General features: G+C 65.6%; 16 protein-coding genes. 7 read left to right on the plus strand and 9 right to left on the minus strand.

Annotated features, from left to right (window positions below; translation table 11 throughout):
- Positions 1–27: 27 nt before the first annotated feature.
- The 4 genes from lspA to murJ form a co-directional block, all read right to left on the minus strand.
- Entirely contained in the window at positions 28–552 is a 525-nt protein-coding gene (gene lspA / locus QOL57_RS04870) for a signal peptidase II (RefSeq protein WP_089239584.1), read from the minus strand.
- The gene (gene ileS, locus QOL57_RS04875; protein ID WP_089239582.1) at positions 552–3383 is read right to left on the minus strand and encodes an isoleucine--tRNA ligase; all 2832 of its coding nucleotides are present in this window, start codon (positions 3381–3383) and stop codon (positions 552–554) included. Before ileS ends, lspA begins: the two co-directional genes overlap by 1 nt.
- A complete protein-coding gene (locus QOL57_RS04880; RefSeq protein WP_089239580.1) occupies positions 3380–4327 on the minus strand; it encodes a bifunctional riboflavin kinase/FAD synthetase in 948 nt (315 codons plus the stop codon). The genes ileS and QOL57_RS04880 overlap by 4 nt, the downstream gene beginning before the upstream one ends.
- A 75-nt stretch (positions 4328–4402) precedes the next feature.
- Positions 4403–6007, minus strand: a complete 1605-nt coding sequence (gene murJ, locus QOL57_RS04885) for a murein biosynthesis integral membrane protein MurJ (RefSeq protein WP_089239578.1) — start codon at positions 6005–6007, stop codon at positions 4403–4405.
- Between the two features lie 116 nt (positions 6008–6123).
- Between murJ and rpsT the strand changes: the two genes are divergently transcribed.
- Positions 6124–6393, plus strand: coding sequence for a 30S ribosomal protein S20 (rpsT, locus tag QOL57_RS04890; protein ID WP_025873851.1), 270 nt, complete (start codon positions 6124–6126; stop codon positions 6391–6393).
- A 215-nt stretch (positions 6394–6608) separates the two neighbouring features.
- Here the strand turns inward: rpsT and obgE are convergent, their stop codons facing one another.
- From obgE to rplU, 3 genes are all read right to left on the minus strand, one after another.
- Positions 6609–7664, minus strand: a complete 1056-nt coding sequence (obgE, locus tag QOL57_RS04895; RefSeq protein WP_089239576.1) for a GTPase ObgE — start codon at positions 7662–7664, stop codon at positions 6609–6611.
- Positions 7665–7857: 193 nt separating this feature from the next.
- Positions 7858–8121 carry a 50S ribosomal protein L27 gene (rpmA, locus tag QOL57_RS04900; protein WP_089239574.1) on the minus strand — a complete coding sequence of 88 codons (264 nt, stop codon included), beginning with the start codon at positions 8119–8121 and terminating at the stop codon, positions 7858–7860.
- Positions 8122–8132: 11 nt separating this feature from the next.
- Entirely contained in the window at positions 8133–8450 is a 318-nt protein-coding gene (gene rplU, locus QOL57_RS04905) for a 50S ribosomal protein L21 (protein WP_004148331.1), read from the minus strand.
- Positions 8451–8769: 319 nt separating this feature from the next.
- On the opposite strand from rplU, the gene uvrA reads away from it, so the two are divergent.
- Positions 8770–11763 (plus strand): excinuclease ABC subunit UvrA, encoded by a 2994-nt coding sequence (gene uvrA / locus QOL57_RS04910; protein WP_089239572.1) that lies wholly within the window; start codon positions 8770–8772, stop codon positions 11761–11763.
- Positions 11763–12170, plus strand: coding sequence for a thioesterase family protein (locus QOL57_RS04915; RefSeq protein ID WP_089239570.1), 408 nt, complete (start codon positions 11763–11765; stop codon positions 12168–12170). Before uvrA ends, QOL57_RS04915 begins: the two co-directional genes overlap by 1 nt.
- A gap of 68 nt (positions 12171–12238) precedes the next feature.
- Here QOL57_RS04915 and QOL57_RS04920 read toward each other — a convergent pair whose 3' ends face one another.
- On the minus strand, positions 12239–12529 hold the full coding sequence (locus tag QOL57_RS04920; protein ID WP_089241220.1) for a helix-turn-helix domain-containing protein: 291 nt from the start codon (positions 12527–12529) through the stop codon (positions 12239–12241).
- Positions 12530–12720: 191 nt separating this feature from the next.
- Here QOL57_RS04920 and gstA point away from each other — a divergent pair, with 191 nt between their 5' ends.
- Positions 12721–13323, plus strand: coding sequence for a glutathione transferase GstA (gene gstA, locus QOL57_RS04925; protein WP_089239568.1), 603 nt, complete (start codon positions 12721–12723; stop codon positions 13321–13323).
- Positions 13324–13464: 141 nt separating this feature from the next.
- Positions 13465–14190, plus strand: coding sequence for an enolase (locus QOL57_RS04930; RefSeq protein ID WP_089239566.1), 726 nt, complete (start codon positions 13465–13467; stop codon positions 14188–14190).
- A 72-nt stretch (positions 14191–14262) separates the two neighbouring features.
- On the opposite strand, the gene QOL57_RS04935 is transcribed toward QOL57_RS04930, so the two are convergent.
- Positions 14263–14709 (minus strand): copper chaperone PCu(A)C, encoded by a 447-nt coding sequence (locus QOL57_RS04935; RefSeq protein ID WP_089239564.1) that lies wholly within the window; start codon positions 14707–14709, stop codon positions 14263–14265.
- Between the two features lie 35 nt (positions 14710–14744).
- Between QOL57_RS04935 and QOL57_RS04940 the strand changes: the two genes are divergently transcribed.
- Both QOL57_RS04940 and tesB read left to right on the plus strand, forming a co-directional pair.
- On the plus strand, positions 14745–15521 hold the full coding sequence (locus QOL57_RS04940) for an enoyl-CoA hydratase/isomerase family protein (RefSeq protein WP_089239562.1): 777 nt from the start codon (positions 14745–14747) through the stop codon (positions 15519–15521).
- A 304-nt stretch (positions 15522–15825) separates the two neighbouring features.
- Positions 15826–16734, plus strand: a complete 909-nt coding sequence (tesB, locus tag QOL57_RS04945; RefSeq protein WP_089239560.1) for an acyl-CoA thioesterase II — start codon at positions 15826–15828, stop codon at positions 16732–16734.

The following is a 16734-nucleotide window of genomic DNA, read 5'->3' on the forward strand; positions in this document are numbered from 1 at the left end:
CAGTTCAGTCTCCCGGCAGCGGCCGGCTTACGGTTTCGGGTTGGCATTATCCGCCTTTTGGGCGGACTTGCCGTCGAACAGGCCAAACAGGGCGATGCCTACGGCACCCACCACGATGGCCGAATCGGCGATGTTGAACGACGGCCAGACATGCTCGCCGACGTACCACTGGATGAAATCCACCACGTGACCATGCACCTGGCGGTCGATCACGTTGCCGATCGCACCGCCGATGATCAGCGCGTACGGCACGGCAGCCTTCCAGTTGCCACGGGCAGTCGCACGCAGCCACCAGGCCATCAGGCCGCTGATGGCGATCGCCAGCACGGTGAAGAAGTGCTTCTGCCAGCCACCGGCATCGCTCAGGAAGCTGAACGCTGCACCGGTGTTGTAGGTGCGGTACCAGTTCCAGAAGCCGTCGATGACCACCACCGGCTGGAACTCCGGCAGGCTCGACAGCACCCAGGCTTTCGACCACTGGTCCAGGCCGATGATGACTGCCGACAGCAGCAGCCAGATCAGTGCGTTGGGATGCGGGCGCGGGGCGGCCATCAGAACCAGCTCCGCACTTCGCCGGCACCGGCGATGTTGGTCACGCAGCGGCCGCACAGTTCCGGGTGGTCGGCATTGCTGCCAACGTCGGCACGGTGGTGCCAGCAGCGCACGCACTTGGACTTCTGCGTCGGCTGGGCGCTGACGAACACCTCGTCGGTGGTCGCCGGACGCACCTGCACGTCACCGCTGATGAACAGGAAACGCAGTTCATCGGCCAGCGGCTGCCAGCGTGCGGCCTGCTCTTCGCTGGCGGCGATGGTGATCTCCGCTTCCAGCGCGGCGCCGATCGCACCATTGGCGCGCATCGGCTCCAGCACCTTGGCCACCTGTTCGCGCACGGCCAGCAGCTGGTCGAAGTCGGCAGCGTTGAGCTGTGCATCGGCCGGCAGCGGTGCCAGGCCCTCGTACCAAGTGGTGAACAGCACGTGGCCGGCACGGTCGCCCGGCAGATAGCCCCACAGCTCGTCGGCGGTGAAGGTCAGGATCGGCGCCACCCAGCGGGTGAACGCTTCGGCGATGTGGTACATCGCGCTCTGCGCCGAACGACGACCATCCGAATCGGTCGGCATCGTGTACAGGCGGTCCTTGGTCACGTCCAGGTACAGCGAGCCCAGGTCCACGCTGCAGAAGTTCAGCAGCAGCTGCACGATCTCGGCCATGTCGTAGTTGTCATACGCCGCCTTGATCTTCTCCTGCAGCTCCCAGGCGCGATGCACGATCCAGCGGTCCAGCGCGACCATCTCGTTGAGCGGGCGCAGGTGCTGGGCCGGATCGAAACCGTCCAGGTTGCCCAGCAGGAAGCGGGCGGTGTTGCGCAGGCGACGGTAGGCGTCGGCGGTGCGCTTGAGGATTTCCTGCGACAGCGACATCTCGTTGCTGTAGTCGGCCGAGGCAATCCACAGGCGCAGGATGTCTGCGCCCAGCTTGTTCATGATTTCCTGCGGCTCGATGCCGTTGCCCAGCGACTTGGACATCTTGCGGCCGTGCTCGTCCACGGTGAAACCGTGGGTGAGGCACTGCTTGTACGGCGCGCGCTTGTCGATGGCCACGCCGGTCAGCAGCGAGGACTGGAACCAGCCGCGATGCTGGTCGGAGCCTTCCAGATACAGGTCGGCCGGCTTGCCGAAGCCACGTGCGGCCAACACCGCTTCATGGGTCACGCCGGAATCGAACCAGACGTCGAGGATGTCGGTGACCTTTTCGTAATCGGCTGCTTCGGCGCCCAGCAGTTCGGCCGCATCCAGCGAGTACCACACGTCGATGCCTTCGGCTTCAACGCGGTCGGCCACCTGCTGCATCAGCTCCACCGAACGCGGATGGATCTCGCCGGTCTGGCGGTGGGTGAACAATGCGATCGGCACGCCCCAGGTGCGCTGGCGCGAGATCGTCCAGTCCGGGCGGCCATCGACCATGCTCTGGATGCGCGCCTTGCCCCAGCTCGGGAACCAGCCGACGGTGTCGATGGCGGCCAGCGCATCGTTGCGCAGGTTGGCCTTGTCCATCGAAATGAACCACTGCGGGGTGGCGCGGAACACCACCGGCGTCTTGTGCCGCCAGCAGTGCGGGTAGCTGTGGCGGATCTCGACGAAGGCCAGCAGTGCGCCGCTGTCACGCAGCACCTGCACGATCCCCTCCTGCGCCTTCCACAGGTGCTGGCCCGCCAGCACCACGTCGCCTGCAGGCGGGGTCGATTCCAGGTAGACGCCACGGCCGTCGATCGGAGTGATCTGACCAGCGTTGTACTTGTCCAGCAGGCCGTACTTCTGGCTGACCACGTAGTCTTCCTGGCCGTGGCCGGGGGCGGTGTGCACCGCACCGGTACCGTCCTCGTCGGATACGTGTTCGCCGTTGAGCACGAGGATCTCGCGCTCCGGGTAGAACGGGTGCGCCAGCAGCTGGTTTTCCAGCGCCGAACCTTCGGCTTCACCGTGCAGCACCACCGCGTCCACGCCGTAGCGCTGCAGCGAGCGCTCGGCCAGCGCGGCAGCCAGCACCAGCCAACGGCGCTTGCCGTTGTGCGCCGGGCCTTCGGCCAGCACGTAGCGGATGTCCGCGCCCAGCGACACCGCCAGCGAAGCCGGCAGCGTCCACGGGGTGGTGGTCCAGATCGGCACCGCCACTTCGACATCGGCCGGAAGGCTGACACCGAACGCCTGCGCCACCGCCTGCGCATCACGCGCGGCGTAGGCCACGTCGATCGCCGGCGAGGTCTTCTCGTGGTACTCGATCTCGGCCTCGGCCAGTGCCGAGCCGCAGTCGAAGCACCAGTACACCGGCTTGGCGCCGCGCAACAGATGGCCGTTGGCCACGATCTTGGACAGCGCGCGGATCTCGTTGGCCTCGAAATCGAAGCTCAGGGTCTTGTACGGGTTGTCCCAGTCGCCGGTGACGCCCAGGCGCTTGAAGTCGGCACGCTGGATGTCGATCTGCTCCTCGGCGAACTCGCGGCACTTCTGCCGGAACTCGACCGCATCGAGCTTCACCCCGACCTTGCCCCACTTCTTTTCCACCGCGATTTCGATCGGCAGGCCATGGCAGTCCCAACCCGGCACGTAGGGCGCATCGAAGCCGGCCAGGTAGCGCGACTTGACGATGATGTCCTTGAGGATCTTGTTGACCGCATGGCCCAGGTGGATGCGCGCATTGGCGTACGGCGGGCCGTCATGCAGCACGAACAGCGGGCGGCCGGCGGCGTTGTCGCGCAGCTGCTGGTAGAGCCCCTGCTCTTCCCAGCGCGCCAGAATGCCCGGCTCGCGCTTGGGCAGGTCGCCGCGCATCGGGAATTCGGTGGCCGGCAGGTTGAGGGTGGTCTTGTAGTCCTGGCTCACGCAGTGGCTCGCAATCTATGTTCGGAAAGGATGGCACGCGCCTGTTCGGCGTCGCGGTGCATCTGGTCGGTCAGCGCCGCCAGATCGTTGAATTTCTCTTCATCACGCAGCTTGGCGACGAATTCGACTTCGATGTGGCGCCCGTACAGGTCGCCCTGGAAATCGAACAGGTGCGCTTCCAGCAGCGGCTCCACGCCGTCCACGGTCGGCCGGGTGCCGAAACTGGACACCGACGGCCACGGCTGGTCGAACACCCCGTGCACCCAGGTCGCGTAGATGCCCGACAACGCCGGGGTCTTCGGGAACCGCAGGTTGGCGGTGGGGAAGCCCAGCGTACGGCCGAGCTGGCGCCCGCGCACCACCCGCCCGCTGATCGAATAGGGACGACCCAGCAGGTCGCCGACACGGGCGAAGTCACCTTCCTGCAGCAGCTGGCGGATACGGGTGCTGGAGATGCGATCACCATGCAGGTCGACCGCTTCGATTTCGCCGGCGCTGAAACCGAGCTCGGCGCCCAGCGCCTGCAGCAGGGCCAGATCGCCACGGCGACGGTTGCCGAAACAGAACTCCGGCCCGATCCAGACCTCGCGGGCGTTCAGGCGCTGGGCCAGCAGCTGGCGTACGAATGCCTCGGCCGGCATTGCCGCCATCGCCGCGTCGAAGCGCAGCAGGCCGATCGCATCGACGCCCAGTTCGCGCAGGATCTCGACCTTGCTGCGAGCCAGGGTCAACCGCGGAGGCGGCGTGCCCTGGGCGAAGAACTCACGCGGCAACGGCTCGAAGGCCACCGCCACCGCAGCCACACCCAAGGCGCGCGCACGCGCGACCGCGTGCCGCACCAGCGCACGATGCCCCAGGTGGAGGCCGTCGAATGCACCGATGCAGACCACGCTTCCGTTGGGGAACAGCTCCCCGCCCTCGACGCTTCTGAACAGCCTGCTCATCAACTCTCGTTCCGGCCGGCCGCAGCCCGCCGTTTCAATGGTGTAACCCTGAAGTATAGCCGCCGGGAGCCACGATCAATGCCCACGCAGGTCGCGCGGGCGGAAGCCCATCGCCACCATCGCCAGCAGATAGGTCAGACCGCCACCGCCGACCAGCAGGCCGAGAGCACCGATCCGCTCCCACACGCCCATCGACGAGAAGCCCGGCAGCCAGTACAGCAGGGCCAGCAGCACGCCGACCATCGCCGTACACGCCAGCAGCAGGCGCAGCAGGTAGCCGCCCCAGCCCGGACGCCGCTGGTAGACATCGGTCTTGCCCAGCCAGTACCAGAGCAGCCCCAGGTTCAGGTAACTGGACAGCGCGCTGGCAATGCCCAGCGCCAGGTGCAGGCCGGGCTGCTTGCCAAGGGCGGCCATCAGCCCCTGCGCCTTCAGCTCATCGGGCACCATCACTTGGTACAGCACCGCCAGCAGGGCGAAGTTGAACACCATGTTGGCCACCAGCGCGGCGACACCGGCACGCACCGGCGTTCTGGTGTCCTGGCGCGCGTAGAAGGCAGGCAGCACCACTTTCAGCAGCGCGAAGGCCGGCAGGCCGAAGCTCAGGCCGTACACCGACAGCGCCGTCATGCGGGTGTCGAAGGCGGTGAACTGGCCGTGCTGGAAGATCGTGGAGATCAGCGGCTCGGCCAGCAGCAGCAGGCCGAGCATGGCCGGCACCGAGATCAGCAGGGTCATGCGCAGGCCCCAGTCCAGCGAGCGCGAGAAGCCTTCGCGGTCGGTGCTGACGTGGTGCCGGGCCAGCGCCGGCAGGATCACCGTGCCCAGGGCCACGCCGAACACGCCCAACGGCAGCTCCAGGAAGCGATCGGCCAGCGACAACCAGGACTGCGAACCATCGGTCAGCTTGGCGGCGATGACGGTATCCAGCAGCAGGTTGATCTGCGCCACTGACGAGCCGAACAGGGTCGGCACCATCAGCGTCATCACCTTGCGCACGCCCGGATGGTTCCAGCCCCAGCGCGGCAGGGTCAGCAGGTCGATACCCTTCAACGAGGGCAGCTGGAACAGCAGCTGCAGCAGGCCGGCGGCCAGCACGGCCCAGCCGAGGGCGAGGATCTGCTTTTCCGGTGTGCCACCCAGCCGCGGCGCCAGCCACAGCGCGCCGGCGATCATGCACAGGTTGAGGATGACCGGCGTCAGCGCCGGCATCGCGAAGCGCTGGAAACTGTTCAGCGCACCGCCGGCCAGGGCGGTCAGCGAGACGAACAGCAGGAACGGGAAGGTCAGGCGGAACAGGTCGATCAGCAGGCCCTGCTTGGCAGGGTCGGTGTCGACGCCACTGGCGAAGACCGACGCCAGCTGCGGCGCGAAGATCAGCGCCAGCGCGGTGACCAGCATCAGCACGCCGCCCAGGGTTCCGGCGGTACGCGCCATCAGTTCACGCAGCTCGGCGTGGCTGCGGGTTTCCTTCACCTCGGTGAACACCGGCACGAATGCGGTGGCAAAGGAGCCCTCGGCGAACAGCCGGCGCAGGAAATTGGGTATCCTGAAGGCGACCCAGAAAGCATCGGTGATGGCGTTGGTGCCGAAGGTCGAGGTCACCACCTGGTCCCGGACCAGGCCGAGAACCCGCGAGACCATGGTCATGCTGCTGAACGACAGCAGGCCCCGCAACATCTTGGGTGAACTCACTCAACGTCCCTCTTGACAATCGACTTGACGTACATTTCTTACGCCATCATACTAGCTAGCTTGCTGTTCCCATAACACCGATTTTTCAGGAAACCACCACCGTGGCCAATATCAAGTCCGCCAAGAAGCGCGCCAAGCAGACCGTCGTGCGCAACGCGCGCAACGTGGCTCAGCGCTCGATGCTGCGCACCGCTGTCAAGAAAGTGATCAAGGCGCTGGACGCCAACGATGCCGCCGGCGCTCAAGCCGCCTTCGCCGTTGCCCAGCCGATCCTGGATCGTTTCAGCGCGCGTGGCCTGATCCACAAGAACAAGGCTGCTCGCCACAAGAGCCGCCTGAACGACCGCATCAAGGCCCTCCAGGCCGCCTGATCCGGTTGGTTGCTGGGGCTCCGGCTCCGGCAGCACGCAAAAGCCCGGCTTCGGCCGGGTTTTTTGTTGCCTGCAGTTTCCGCCTCTGTAGAGCCGAGCCCATGCTCGGCTGGCCGCGCGAACAGCAGCCGAGCATGGGCTCGGCTCTACAGAAGAGCGGCACCCACAAAAAACCCGGCCGAAGCCGGGTTTTTCCACGGGAACCACAACCGGCATTACTGCGCGTTGCGGGCCGCCTCGAGCTCGTCTTCCTTCTGGCGATCGAAGAACGCCATGATCCGGCTCATGATCGGGAAGGTGCCCTCGCGACCCAGTGCGGACACCAGGAACCACGGCTCCTTCCAGCCCAGCTCGGCAACGATCTTCTCGGCAGCGGCCTTGGCCTCGTCCTCGAACATCAGGTCGGCCTTGTTCAGCACCAGCCAACGCGGCTTGACCAGCAGCTCCGGATCGTGCTTTTCCAGTTCGCGCTCGATGGCACGCACCTGCTCGACCGGGGAAACACCTTCCACACCACCTTCCATCGGCGAGATGTCGACGAGGTGCAGCAGCAGGCGGGTGCGCTGCAGGTGGCGCAGGAACTGCGCGCCCAGGCCGGCACCGTCGGCCGCACCCTCAATCAGGCCCGGAATGTCGGCGATCACGAAGCTGCGGTAGTTTTCCACCTTCACCACACCCAGGTTCGGGTACAGCGTGGTGAACGGGTAATCGGCCACCTTCGGCGTCGCCGCCGAGACCGCACGGATCAGGGTGCTCTTGCCGGCATTGGGGAAGCCCAGCAGGCCGACGTCGGCCAGCAGCTTCAACTCCAGCTTCAGCGTGCGCTCTTCACCCGGCTCACCCGGCAGCGCCTGGCGCGGCGAGCGGTTGGTGGAGCTCTTGAAATGCATGTTGCCGAGGCCACCGCGGCCGCCCTTGGCCACCAGCAGGCGGTCGCCATGCTGGGTCAGGTCGCCGATGATTTCATCGGTGGCCACGTTGATGATCACGGTGCCGACCGGCACGGTGATGACCATGTCTTCGCCGCCCTTGCCATAGGCCTGGCGGCCCATGCCGTTCTCGCCGCGCTGCGCCTTGAAGATGCGGTCATGGCGGAAGTCGACCAGGGTGTTGAGGTTTTCGTCGGCGCGGATCCACACGCTGCCGCCCGCACCGCCGTCGCCGCCGTCCGGGCCGCCGAGCGGAATGAACTTCTCGCGACGGAAGCCAATGCAGCCGTTGCCGCCGTTGCCGGCGAACACTTCGATTTCTGCTTCGTCTACCAGTTTCATTGTTTCGATGCCTGCGATGGGCGCGGCATGCACGCCGCCACCTTGATGTAGTGCCGGCCGCTGGCCGACAACCGGGCAATGCCCGTTTTACCATTGATTCCAACGAAAAGCCCCGCCGAAGCGGGGCTCTTCATGCAGCGAGCTCTTCATCCAGCACGGCCATGCCGAGGCATGGGCGCCGGACGCAGCCTTATCAGGCTTCGACCGAGACGACGCTGACAGTGCGACGCTTCTTCGGGCCCTTCACGGTGAACTCCACCTTGCCGTCCGTCAGGGCGAACAGGGTGTGATCACGACCGAGGCCGACGCCGGAACCCGGGTGGAACTGGGTGCCGCGCTGACGCACGATGATGTTGCCGGCTTCGATGGCCTGGCCACCGAAGATCTTGACGCCGAGGTACTTCGGGTTGGAGTCGCGACCGTTGCGCGAAGAGCCTACGCCTTTTTTATGTGCCATGACCTATCTCCTTACTTGCTGCCACCGGCAATGCCGGTGATCTCGATTTCGGTGTAGTACTGACGGTGACCCTGGCGCTTCATGTGGTGCTTACGGCGACGGAACTTGATGATCCGGACCTTGTCGGCACGACCCTGGGACAGGACGGTGGCAGTGACCGCAGCGCCGCTCAGGGCGTCGCCGATCTTGATGCCATCGCTGTCGCCGAGCAGCAGGATGTTGTCGAACTTGATCTCGCTGCCGACTTCGACTTCGAGCTTTTCAATGCGGAGCTTTTCGCCCTGCGCCACGCGGTATTGCTTACCGCCGGTGACCAGTACTGCGTACATGACCAGACTTCCTCTGTAGTTATTGTGGTCTATGGACTGCCGCCGTCGAGGGCGGACAGGAGCGGAATTGTACGTGGACCACCGGGGACGGGTCAAGTCAACACCTGAACGGCTCTGGAGGCCGGGCCGGAACGGGGTCAGATCCCTTTTCACCACGTGAAAAGGGATCTGACCCCTGCCTGTCGGCCGGTCTCACGAGGTGAGACACCAGGCTGGCATTGTCGCCCATTGCCCCCATCTGGTCACCTCGGTAGGCTGACCGATTGCCGCCCTTTCGCTGGCCCGGCGGCCCAGCCACGCCCCCACAACCGGATTCCCCATGGCGATGGATTTCATCCGCATCCGCGGCGCGCGGACGCACAACCTCAAGAACATCGACCTCGACCTGCCTCGCGACAAACTGATCGTGATCACCGGCCTGTCCGGTTCGGGCAAGTCGTCGCTGGCGTTCGACACCATCTATGCCGAGGGCCAGCGGCGTTACGTCGAGTCCCTGTCGGCGTATGCGCGGCAGTTCCTGAGCGTGATGGAAAAGCCGGATCTGGACCATATCGAAGGCCTGTCCCCGGCGATCTCGATCGAGCAGAAGTCGACCTCGCACAACCCGCGCTCGACGGTCGGCACGATCACCGAGATCTACGACTACCTGCGCCTGCTGTATGCACGCGTCGGCACCCCGCGCTGCCCCGATCATGGCTATCCGCTGGAGGCGCAGACGGTCAGCCAGATGGTCGACCATATGCTGACGCTGGACCCGGAACAGCGCTACATGCTGCTGGCACCGGTGATCCGCGACCGCAAGGGCGAGCACGCGCAGGTGTTCGACCAGCTGCGCGCGCAGGGTTTCGTGCGTGTGCGCGTCGATGGCGAACTGTACGAAATCGATGCGGTGCCGCCGCTGGCACTGCGCCAGAAGCACACCATCGAAGCGGTGATCGATCGCTTCCGCCCGCGCGAAGACATCAAGCAGCGACTGGCCGAGAGCTTCGAAACGGCCCTGAAACTGGGTGATGGCATGGCATCGGTGCAGTCGCTGGACGACGCCGGTGCGACCCCTACCCTGTTCTCGTCCAAGTATTCCTGCCCGGTCTGCGACTACTCGCTGCCCGAACTGGAGCCGCGCCTGTTCTCGTTCAACGCACCGATGGGCGCTTGCCCCGGCTGCGACGGGCTGGGCATGGCCGAGTTCTTCGATCCCTCGCGCGTGGTGGTGCATCCCGAGCTTTCCCTGGCCGCCGGTGCGGTGCGCGGCTGGGATCGCCGCAATGCCTATTACTTCCAGTTGATCGCCTCGCTGGCCAAGCACTACAAGTTCGACACCGACGCGGCATGGAACTCGTTGCCGGCAAAGGTGCAGCAGGCCGTGCTGTACGGCAGTGGCGAGGAAGCGATCACCTTCACCTATTTCACCGAGGCCGGTGGCCGCACCCAGCGCAAGCATCGTTTCGAAGGCATCATTCCCAACCTCGAACGCCGCTACAAGGAAACCGAATCGGCGGCGGTGCAGGAAGAGCTCGGCAAGTACATCAGCGAGCATGCCTGCCCCGAGTGCAATGGCGCACGCCTGAACAAGGCCGCGCGCAACGTGTTCGTGGCCGACCGCCCGCTGCCGGAACTGGTGGTGCTGCCGATCGATGAAGCCCTGAAGTTCTTCAGCGAACTGAGCCTGCCGGGCTGGCGCGGCGAGATCGCCGCGAAGATCGTCAAGGAGATCGGCGAACGCCTCGGCTTCCTGGTCGACGTCGGCCTGGATTACCTGACCCTGGAGCGCAAGGCCGACACCCTGTCCGGTGGCGAGGCACAGCGTATCCGCCTGGCCAGCCAGATCGGTGCCGGCTTGGTGGGCGTGATGTACGTGCTCGATGAGCCGTCCATCGGCCTGCACCAGCGCGACAACGAGCGCCTGCTGGGCACCCTCACCCGCCTGCGCGACCTCGGCAACACGGTGATCGTGGTCGAGCATGACGAAGATGCGATCCGCCTGGCCGATTACGTGCTGGACATCGGTCCGGGCGCGGGCGTGCATGGCGGCGAGATCGTCGGCAAGGGCAGCCTGCAGGACCTCCTCGATGCACCGCGTTCGCTGACCGGCCAGTACCTGTCGGGCAAGCGCGCGATCAAGATCCCGGCGCGCCGGCACAAGCCGGACCCGAAGATGACGCTGCATCTGCGTGGCGCCACCGGCAACAACCTGAAGGGGGTGGACCTGGCCATTCCGGCGGGGCTGCTGACCTGCGTGACCGGCGTGTCCGGTTCGGGCAAGTCGACCCTGATCAACGACACCCTGTTCTCGCTGGCTGCCAACGAGATCAACGGCGCCTCGCACCCGATCGCCCCTTACAAGGAGATCGATGGCCTGGACCTGTTCGACAAGGTGGTGGACATCGACCAGTCGCCGATCGGCCGTACCCCGCGCTCGAACCCGGCCACCTACACCGGTCTGTTCACGCCGCTGCGCGAACTGTTCGCACAGGTGCCCGAATCGCGTGCGCGCGGCTATTCGCCGGGGCGCTTCAGTTTCAACGTGCGTGGTGGCCGCTGCGAGGCCTGCCAGGGCGATGGCCTGATCAAGGTCGAGATGCACTTCCTGCCGGACGTGTACGTGCCCTGTGACGTCTGCCATGGCAAGCGCTACAACCGCGAAACGCTGGAGATCCTGTACAAGGGCTTCAACATCAACGACGTGCTGGAAATGACCGTCGAAGATGCGTTGAAGCTGTTCGAGCCGGTGCCATCCATCGCCCGCAAGCTGGAAACCCTGGTCGATGTCGGCCTGAGCTACATCAAGCTGGGCCAGAGCGCGACCACGCTGTCTGGCGGTGAAGCGCAGCGCGTGAAGCTGTCCAAGGAACTGTCGCGCCGCGATACCGGCCGCACCCTGTACATCCTCGACGAGCCGACCACCGGCCTGCATTTCCACGACATCGAAGCGCTGCTCGGCGTGCTGCACAAGCTGCGCGACGAGGGCAACACGGTGGTGGTGATCGAGCACAACCTGGACGTCATCAAGACTGCCGACTGGATCGTCGACCTGGGTCCGGAAGGCGGTCATCGCGGTGGCACCATCCTGGTGACCGGTACGCCGGAAGACGTGGCGGCATGCCCGGATTCGTACACCGGCCAGTTCCTCGCCCGGATGCTGCCCTCCACCAGTGCGCGACCGGACCAGCCGGCCGCCGTGGCCAACAAGCCCGATGCGCGCCCGCCGCGCAAGGTGAAGCCCGAGAAGCCGGCAAAGAAGGCAGCGGCCGCCAAGAGCACCGGCAAGGCCAGCAAGACCGCCGCGGCCAGCACCAAGAAGAAGGACGCCTGATGAGCAGCGAACACAAGATCCTGGCCCGCATTCCGATCAGCGTGCGCTGGCGTGACATGGACAGCATGGGCCACGTCAACAACGCCAAGTACATCTCCTACCTGGAAGAAGCGCGCGTGCGCTGGATGCTGGGCGTGGAAGGCGTGTCGATGACCGACCGCATCGCACCGGTGGTGGCTGCCACCAACGTCAACTACCGGTTGCCGATCGTGTGGCCCAACGACATCCTGGTCGAGCTGTTCGTCGAACGCCTGGGCAACAGCAGCGTGACCATCGGTCATCGCATCGTCGACCAGCAGGATGAGTCGAGGCTGTATTCGGACGGCAACGTGGTGGTGGTGTGGATGGACACGCAGACCGGCAAGAGTGCGCCACTGCCGGATGCGATCCGCAACGCTTCCAGCTGAGCGACCCGATCACTGCACCCGCGAAGGCCGCCCCATGGGCGGCCTTTTCGTTGCGGGAAACAGATCGCTCAGCCCGCTGACTCGGCGCCGAATTTCAGTTCATTGCCAACCCGTGCGATTGCATGGATCGCAGGCAACAACCGTGCGCCCAGGCGGGTGAGTTCGTATTCAATGGGAGGGGGCGAGGTATCCCTTTCATGACGTGTGACCAGACCTTTCTGCTGCATGTCCCGAAGGCGCGCTGTCAGCGTCTTGGCCGTCACCGGCGCCAGATCCACACGCAGCTCGCCGAAACGCCGTGGCCCCGCACTCAATGACCAGATGATCTCCGCCGTCCACGTGCCGGCAAGCAACGCCATGCACTTGCTCAACGGACACACGCTGTCCGGATCTACTGCCCGGTTCTTCCGCACCTTGAGCCCCACGTTCTTCCGCTCCTTCGACGGGTATCCAGATGGAAACCCGATTCTCGCGTCATGTCGCAGCAAAGCGCTCCGACCACCGTTTCCCCGCAGCATACTTCCGGGCACTCCCCCACGATGAAACCACGATGAAGCTCTACTACACGCCTGGCACCTGCTCGCTTGCCGCCCACATCCTGCTGCGCGAACTGGGAATCCGGTTCGAGCTCGATCGCGTCGACCACTCGACCAAGCGCACAGAGCAGGGCGAAGACTTCCTGCAGATCAATGCCAAGGGCTATGTCGCCGCACTTCGGCTGGACAACGGCGAGGTCCTCACCGAAGGCGCCGCGATCCTGCTCTATCTCGCCGATGTCGCCGGCGTGGAATTCTCGGTACCGACAAGTGCGATCGGTGCGGCGCGACTTCACGAATGGCTGATCTACGTTGCTGCGGAACTGCATCCGACGTTCGGCCCTTTGTTCCACCCGGAATCGCCCGAGGCGCGGGAGAAAGCCCAGGCCCGCCTGCATGCCAAGCTCGACTACGTCGAAGCGACGCTGTCCGACAACCGCCGCTACCTGCTGGGCGGGTCCATTTCCATCGCCGATCTCTATCTGTTCGTGGTTGTCGGCTGGACGGCGCACCTGAACATCGATACCGCGCCATGGCCACACCTGCAGGCACTGCTGCTGCGGATTGGCGAGCGACCTGCCGCGAAAGAGGCGATGGCGTTCGAAGGACTCATCTGAATCGCGCCCCAGGCACTGCGCCTCAGCCGGGACGGTAGTGCGCGCGTGCGTGGCGTGCGTCCCGTATCCTTTGCTCTCCGCCTCTGCTGCAGCGGTTGCCGGCCAGCGGCCGGCACTACCGACACTATTCAAAGGACTGACATGATCCACCAGACTGAACTGCGCGACCTGCTGCCCGGCATGGTCCCCTTCCCGGCCGACGTGTTCCCCGATGACCAGGCCTGGCTTCGCCAGCACCTGCTGCCGCTGCTGAAGATCGACCTCGGCGTGCTGCGCCCGGAACTGGCCGGCCAGGTGGCAGCCATGCTGTGCCCGATCGAGCCGTACGACGGCTGCATCGGCGATGAAACCGAAGGGCACCACAACGATTTCACCGGCACCAACTGGATCGCCTTCGAGCTGACAGCGGACAACCGCATGCGTTTCCTCGGGAATGAAGGTTACTTCATCGGCGACCAGGTGCAGGACAAAGACGCGCTGGAGCACGTCACGGAGATGCGTGAGAGCTACAGCAAGGCACACGCGTACTTCCAGCAGCATGGACGCCTGGCCAGCTATTCGCGCTATGGCGATGGCGAGCCTGGCGAACAGGCCTACCTTGATGTGCTGGGCGGGCAGATCTCGACCGGCAACTGGATTGAAACCGCGGAGATTCCCGCCGCCTTCGCGCTGGAGTTCACCGAGGCGGCCGACGACCGCCATGCGCCGGACGATGCCGAGTGCGCGATCATCACCCGCGATGGCAGGAAATTCTTCGCCGTGGCCGAAGTGGCCGGCTACAACTGGTGCGCCACTGGTGCCGATGCGATCGTGATGCTGTACGAGCCGGAAAGCCGCACGGTGCTGTTCTCGTACGACTGGTCGTAAAACAACTCGGTAGTGCCGGCCGCTGGCCGGCATTGCCCGTGCAGCCGGCCAGCGGCCGGCACTACCCTCGCGTTACGGCGCCGCCCTGCGCGCTATCAACGCCGTGCTGACTTCGGTGCCATCCTCCAGCTGCAGCTGCAGCCACACCGGCTGCCCCTCCTCCAGGGTGCGGTAGCCGTCCATCAGCATCAGGTGCAGGCCACCAGGCTTGAGTACAGCTCTGGCGCCGGGTGCCAATGGCAGGCGCCGGACCTCACGCATGCGGCTGACCCCATCGACGACCGTGGTTTCATGCAGCGACACATCGCCGAAGCTCGCACTGCGTGCACCGGTGATCGCCACCGCCGTGGCGCAGCCGTTGCGGATCACCGCATAACCGGCAGTCATTGCCATCTTCGGGTTGGGCAACAACCGTACCCAGCCCTGCTCGACGGTGACGCACTTGGTCTCGGCCGCCGACGCCGATGCTGCAAGCGCACACAGCACGAACAGTACGCCAACGCATGGTTTGGTTATCATCGCCCAGGTTCCTTCTTCGCAACGAGACCCGCAGCATGACGACGCTCATCGAGGTGATCAACCATGGCCCCATCCGCGAACTGCGGCTGGCGCGGCCGCCGGTCAATGCCCTGGACACCGAGCTGTGCCGGCAGTTGATCCATACCATCGAACTGGCGATGGCCGAGGACGCGCACGGCATCGTGCTGTCCGGCAGCGAGCGCATCTTCACCGGCGGCATGGACGTGCCGCACCTGCTCTCGCATGGCGATGACAAGCACAAGCTGCTGGACACCTGGAACGCGTTCTTCGGCGCGGTACGCACGCTTGCCGAGAGCCGCATCCCGGTGGTTGCGGCGATCACCGGCCATGCACCGGCTGGCGGCTGCGTGCTGGCCCTGTGCTGCGACTACCGGGTGATGGCACGCAGTGCCGATCCGGCGCGCCCGTACGCCATCGGCCTGAACGAAGTGCAGGTCGGCCTGATCGCACCGGAGGGCATCCAGCGCCTGCTTCGCCGTGCGGTGGGCGCGCACCGCTCCAGCGTCCTGCTGGCCACCGGCGCGCTGGTACCCGCCGAACAGGCCCTGCAGATCGGCCTGGTCGATGAACTGGTTGATGGCGAGCTGGTGGTGGCCCGCGCGGTGGCCTGGCTGCAGGACCTGCTGAAGCAGCCGCGGCAGCCGATGCTGCTGACCCGTGCCATCGCCCGCGCCGAACTGCACGATGCCCTGCACCCGGACCTGATCCAGCTCGACCGCTTCGTCGAGGCCTGGTTCGCCCCGGATGCGCAGAACGCGCTGCAGGCACTGGTCGCCCGACTAGGGAAGTAAGGCGGCCGGGCTGCCGCCCGGCACCCGCAGAGGCAACGTCCACGTCAAATGCCGCTTTCCGTAGAGAGGCCGGGCGGGGCCGATTGCGGGGGGCGCTGCAAGTACGTCCATGTAAGCTCGGTCGCGCCATCCATGGCGCTCACGCCCCCGCAACCGGCCCCGCCCGGCCTTCGACAGTTGGCCGCAGGTGTCTTGTCGAGCCGAGAGACGCTCGGCTGAAGGGTGGGGCCATGTGGCAAACGGGAATGAGGGGGCCGTGCGCACCGGTATAATCGGGCCCTCTTTCATCGCTGTGGCCGCCCCCTTGAACGACACGCCCGAACCCGTCGTCTCCGAGCTGATCGATCTGCTCACCCTGGAGCGGCTGGAGGACAACCTGTTCCGCGGCCAGAGCCGCGACATCGGCACCAAGTACGTGTTCGGCGGACAGGTGCTGGGCCAGGCCCTGGCGGCCGCCCAGGCCACGGTTGACAACGGTCGCCATGTGCACTCGCTGCATGCCTATTTCCTGCGCGCCGGCAACATCGACCATCCGATCGTCTACGACGTCGACCGTACCCGCGACGGTGGCAGTTTCTCGGTGCGCCGGGTGACCGCTATCCAGCATGGCAAGGTGATCTTCTTCTGCGCGGCCTCGTTCCAGCAGGCCGAATCCGGTGCCGAGCACCAGCACAAGATGCCCGAAGTGCCGCAGCCAGAAGATATCGAACCGAACAGGCCGCTGCCGGCGGAGGTGCTTGAGCGCCTGCCGATCAAGGTGCAGCGCTGGCTGTCGCGCGGTGGTCCGTTCGAGTTCCGCCATGTGTATCCGCGCGATGAACTGAACCCGCCCAAGCGCCCGCCCTACCACCAGGTCTGGCTGCGCCTGAGCGAGCGTGTAGGCGATGCTCCCGAGCTGCACCAGGCGCTGCTGGCCTACGCGTCGGACTTCCACCTGCTGGGCACGGCGACCTTCCCGCACGGCATCAGCTACTACCATCCGCACGTGCAGATGGCCTCGCTGGACCACGCGATCTGGTTCCATCGTCCGTTCCGCGCCGACGATTGGCTGCTGTACTCGCTGGACAGCCCCAGCGCGCAGGATTCGCGCGGCCTGGCCCGCGGCCAGTTCTTCACCCGTGATGGCGTGCTGGTTGCCAGCACCGCCCAGGAAGGCTTGATCCGCGTGGTTCCGGACCAGGCAGCAGCGGCCGCCGTGCCGGCCAAGGATTGA

The organism is Stenotrophomonas sp. yr243, from assembly GCF_900184195.1.
GTDB lineage: Bacteria > Pseudomonadota > Gammaproteobacteria > Xanthomonadales > Xanthomonadaceae > Stenotrophomonas > Stenotrophomonas lactitubi.

Bases quoted from the DNA above. Each gene is read 5' to 3' on its own strand.
- lspA (WP_089239584.1), bottom strand. From the start codon at position 552: ATGGCCGCCCCGCGCCCGCATCCCAACGCACTGATCTGGCTGCTGCTG.
- QOL57_RS04880 (WP_089239580.1), bottom strand. From the start codon at position 4,327: ATGAGCAGGCTGTTCAGAAGCGTCGAGGGCGGGGAGCTGTTCCCCAAC.
- murJ (WP_089239578.1), bottom strand. From the start codon at position 6,007: ATGTTGCGGGGCCTGCTGTCGTTCAGCAGCATGACCATGGTCTCGCGG.
- obgE (WP_089239576.1), bottom strand. From the start codon at position 7,664: ATGAAACTGGTAGACGAAGCAGAAATCGAAGTGTTCGCCGGCAACGGC.
- rpmA (WP_089239574.1), bottom strand. From the start codon at position 8,121: ATGGCACATAAAAAAGGCGTAGGCTCTTCGCGCAACGGTCGCGACTCC.
- rplU (WP_004148331.1), bottom strand. From the start codon at position 8,450: ATGTACGCAGTACTGGTCACCGGCGGTAAGCAATACCGCGTGGCGCAG.
- uvrA (WP_089239572.1), top strand. From the start codon at position 8,770: ATGGCGATGGATTTCATCCGCATCCGCGGCGCGCGGACGCACAACCTC.
- QOL57_RS04915 (WP_089239570.1), top strand. From the start codon at position 11,763: ATGAGCAGCGAACACAAGATCCTGGCCCGCATTCCGATCAGCGTGCGC.
- QOL57_RS04920 (WP_089241220.1), bottom strand. From the start codon at position 12,529: ATGGCGTTGCTTGCCGGCACGTGGACGGCGGAGATCATCTGGTCATTG.
- gstA (WP_089239568.1), top strand. From the start codon at position 12,721: ATGAAGCTCTACTACACGCCTGGCACCTGCTCGCTTGCCGCCCACATC.
- QOL57_RS04930 (WP_089239566.1), top strand. From the start codon at position 13,465: ATGATCCACCAGACTGAACTGCGCGACCTGCTGCCCGGCATGGTCCCC.
- QOL57_RS04935 (WP_089239564.1), bottom strand. From the start codon at position 14,709: ATGATAACCAAACCATGCGTTGGCGTACTGTTCGTGCTGTGTGCGCTT.
- QOL57_RS04940 (WP_089239562.1), top strand. From the start codon at position 14,745: ATGACGACGCTCATCGAGGTGATCAACCATGGCCCCATCCGCGAACTG.